Source organism: Gemmatimonas sp. (assembly GCF_041689975.1).
Classification (GTDB): domain Bacteria; phylum Gemmatimonadota; class Gemmatimonadetes; order Gemmatimonadales; family Gemmatimonadaceae; genus Gemmatimonas.
In genome coordinates this window covers 1-3694 of the sequence record NZ_JBDNFF010000213.1, presented here as the reverse complement: position 1 = coordinate 3694, position 3694 = coordinate 1, and the positions used below count along the sequence as shown (strand labels likewise).

General features: G+C 65.1%; 4 protein-coding genes. All 4 read left to right on the top strand.

Features of this window, described 5'->3' with window-relative positions; all coding sequences use genetic code 11:
- Positions 1–224 precede the first annotated feature (224 nt).
- The 4 genes from ACESNG_RS13515 to ACESNG_RS13500 all read left to right on the top strand — a co-directional run bounded on the left by ACESNG_RS13515 (position 225) and on the right by ACESNG_RS13500 (position 3514).
- On the top strand, positions 225–641 hold the full coding sequence (locus ACESNG_RS13515) for a COG3650 family protein (protein WP_373069365.1): 417 nt from the start codon (positions 225–227) through the stop codon (positions 639–641).
- A 27-nt stretch (positions 642–668) separates the two neighbouring features.
- The gene (locus ACESNG_RS13510) at positions 669–2270 is read left to right on the top strand and encodes an SDR family oxidoreductase (RefSeq protein ID WP_373060336.1); all 1602 of its coding nucleotides are present in this window, start codon (positions 669–671) and stop codon (positions 2268–2270) included.
- Positions 2271–2292: 22 nt separating this feature from the next.
- Entirely contained in the window at positions 2293–2814 is a 522-nt protein-coding gene (locus ACESNG_RS13505) for a pyridoxamine 5'-phosphate oxidase family protein (RefSeq protein ID WP_373060338.1), read from the top strand.
- A 79-nt stretch (positions 2815–2893) separates the two neighbouring features.
- The gene (locus ACESNG_RS13500) at positions 2894–3514 is read left to right on the top strand and encodes a DUF2911 domain-containing protein (protein WP_373060340.1); all 621 of its coding nucleotides are present in this window, start codon (positions 2894–2896) and stop codon (positions 3512–3514) included.
- Positions 3515–3694 lie beyond the last annotated feature (180 nt).

Genomic DNA, 3694 nt, shown 5'->3' with positions numbered 1-3694 from the left:
CCTCATGGGCGTCGTCGCAGAGATCGTTCCACATAGGTCAGGTGCTGGGTAAAGCGTTGGGGAGAATACGTGCTTACTAGTATCCAGTATCGACAGGCGCCACGGGAAACGGCAGTGCCGCCGCTGGCACGAACTGTGACAAACGGCTCGACCCTTTGAGGGAGCGCCATGTCCACCGGCGGGTCCCCGCGTGCGCGGCAGGGTCCCTCGCTAGACTTCCGTTCATGCGCTCGCCCATGACCCATCGTATCGCCGACCCCCTCCTGCTCATTGCCCTCGGCAGCCTCGCCCTTGGCGCGTGTACCCGCGAGCGACCGGCGCCGGTCGTGATGACCGTGGCCCGCGGCAATGAGCCGTTCTGGTCGGTCGAGGTGCGGACCGATCGTGTGCTCTTCAGCCAGCTCGGGGCGGACAGCGCCGTCTATCCGTATGCGCCGGCCGATTTCGATGCCGACGGACGCGCCGTATATCGCGCCAAGCGATATGGTGCGGATCCGCTGCTCATGCTGGTGATCCAGCGCGGCGACTGCAGCGATGGCATGTCGGATCAGCGCTATCCCGGCAGCGCGGTGCTCACGCGCGGCGACTCCACGTGGCGCGGATGCGCGACGGTCGTACCCGATACGGTCGCCAGGAAGTAGCGTGGTGGGTTCCTGCGCCACCTCGATATGCTTCGCGATGGCGACGAAGTGACCCATCCCGACACGCCCCGCGAACCCGGTACCGCCGCGTTCCGCGATGACCTCCGCGCCGCCACTTTGCTGCTCGAGCAGGTCATCGCGGATCGTTCGCTGCTGGTGCACGTGCCATTCGAAGAGCGTCAGCGCTTTCTTGACGCCGTCGGCCACGCGTTTCACCCCGACGCCCGGGCCCGTCGCTCGATGGTGAAGGCCACCAGCAAACAGCGTAAGCTCGACGCCGCGCGGCGCGACGACAGCGTGCTTCAGGAAACTGGCATCCGCGAATTGCGTCGGAAGCCGGTGTTCACGACGCCCAACGTGTACCTGCTGGGTGACGGCGCCGCAGGCACATCAACCGATGCGTTGCGCGAGGATGACGCACCCGAAGCGATCGTGCCACAACACTGCTACATCTGCAAGCAGAAGTTCACGACGATTCATCACTTTTACGACCAGATGTGTGGGCCGTGCGGCGACTTCAACTTCGCCAAGCGCACGGAACTGGTGGACCTGAGCGGACGCACGGCACTGTTGTCCGGCGGCCGTGTGAAGATCGGCTATCAGGCCGGTCTCAAGCTGCTGCGCTGCGGCGCGCGCTTGCTGGTGACCACGCGCTTCCCGCGCGACTCGGCCATGCGCTACGCGGCCGAGCCCGACTTCGAGGCGTGGAGCGATCGACTGGAGATTTTCGGGCTCGACCTCCGACACACACCCAGTGTGGAAGCGTTCTGTCGCGAATTGCTGCACACGGAAGCGCGTCTGGATTTCATCATCAACAACGCCTGTCAGACGGTGCGTCGCCCGCCCGCGTTCTACGCGCACATGATGGACGGAGAGACGGCGGCCGCCAGCACGCTGTCGACGGCGGCGCGCAAGATTTTGGGCACGTACGAGGGGCTGCGTGGTGCGCAGTTGCTCCCCGATCCCGACGCGAGCAGCGCGGCGGCAGTGGTGCAGAGTGGCGCCGCGCTGGAGCGCGTGGGTCTCACGCATGCGGCGGCGCTGTCCCAGGTGCCGCTGGTCCCTGACGACATGCTGGTGGCGCACCAACTCTTCCCAGTGGGTAAGCTCGATCAGGACTTGCAGCAGATCGATCTGCGCGAGCGCAACTCGTGGCGCCTGCTGCTCGATGAAGTGCCGAGTGTGGAGCTGCTGGAAGTACAGTTGGTGAATGCGATCGCGCCGTTCCTGATCAACGCGCGATTGAAGCCGCTCATGCTGCGCACGGAGAATCGCGACAAGCACATCGTGAACGTGTCGGCGATGGAAGGACAGTTCTACCGCAACAACAAGACGACGCGTCATCCGCACACGAATATGGCCAAGGCCGCGCTCAACATGATGACGCGTACTTCGGCGGCGGACTACAGCCAAGACGGGATCCACATGAACAGCGTGGACACCGGTTGGGTAACCGACGAGGACGTAGCGGAGATCGCCGCACGGAAGGTGGAGAACCATCGCTTCCATCCACCGCTCGATATCGTGGACGGTGCGGCGCGGATCGTGGATCCCATCATCGCCGGTGTCTCGAGCGGTGTGCACGTGTGGGGACAATTCCTCAAGGACTATGCGCCGACCGACTGGTAGGCTCCGCCTCTTCGCCACCTTGGTGGCGACCGTTCCCGCTGTGCTCTCGGCGCAGTCTACGCTCGCATCCAAGCCTATGCTCACGCCGGCTACACTCGAAGCTGCGGCGCGGCAGATCGTGGCGAGCGTGCCGTATCCCACGTTCATCACGACCGACGCCAACGGGCATCCTCAGGCGCGTACGGTGCAGCCGATGGCGCCCGACAGCAGCTGGGCGGTGTGGTTCGCGACCAACCCACGAACGCGCAAGGTCGCGGAGATCGCGCGACATCCGCACGTCGTGCTGCACTACTTTGATCCGGTCACGAAGAGCTATGTCGCGCTGGTTGGACGTGCGCGCGTGGTGCGGGATCGCCCCACGAAGGATGCGCACTGGAACCCGCAGTGGAGCACCTTCTACCCCGATCGCGACACGAGCGTGGTGTTGATCGTCGTGCAGGCGGAACGCCTGGAGATCGTGAGTGCGAAGCTGGGCGTGGAGGGCGACAAGGCCACGTGGCGTCCGTCTACGTTACGGATCCAGCCGGCGCGGCGGGCGAAGTAACGCCACGGCCGATGCGCGGAGCGCCGGGAAAGTGTAGAGTTGTGCAATAGTACGCTCTCTCCTTCATCCCGCCCCGCCCATGACACGTCATCACCCGGCGCTTGTGCGCCTCACGTACGGACTCCGCACGCTCGCGCTGTCGGCGCTGCTCACGGCCCCACTCTCGGCTCAGGCCGGCGCGCGTCGTGCCGCCCCCAGCACGCGCGCCATCACCGAAGTGTCGCTCACGCTGGTTGATACCGCAGCGCAGCGCGCAGCCGGTAAGGCGGCAGTGATGCGGATCGACTACGGGCAACCACACCTACGTGGCCGTCACATCAACACCGATAGTCTGGTGCCGGTCGGCGCGGTGTGGCGACTCGGCGCGAACGGTGCCACGCTGTTCACCACCGATGTCGATCTGACCATCGGTGGCAAGGACGTGCCGAAGGGTCGCTACATCGCACAACTGCTTCCGGCGAGCACTGGCTGGACACTGATCCTGCAAGCGGAAACCACGGGCGCGGCGTCGGTGAACCTCACGCCGTACGATGCGAAGAAAGATGTCGCGCGTATCGACATGCGTCAGAGTGCGATCAGCACGCCGCTCGAGAGTCTGTCGATCTGGCTTGTGCCCTCCACGGCCCTCGGTGCGCAGCGCGGTGAGCTGCGCATCGGATGGGACGCGGTGATGCTGACCGCCGAGTGGGTGGTGCGCTGAGCGGTCGCCAGGCGCGGTTACTTGGGCGCAGGCTTGAGACGTCGGCTGGGGACAGTGAACAGATAGCCGGTGTACTGCATCTCCTCCCACGTCTGGTCGCCCCACTTCACATCCTTGCTGGCGTCCGGGTTGCTCTTGCTCGTCGCGGAGTTGTCATACCACGCGGTCGAGACGAGTTTG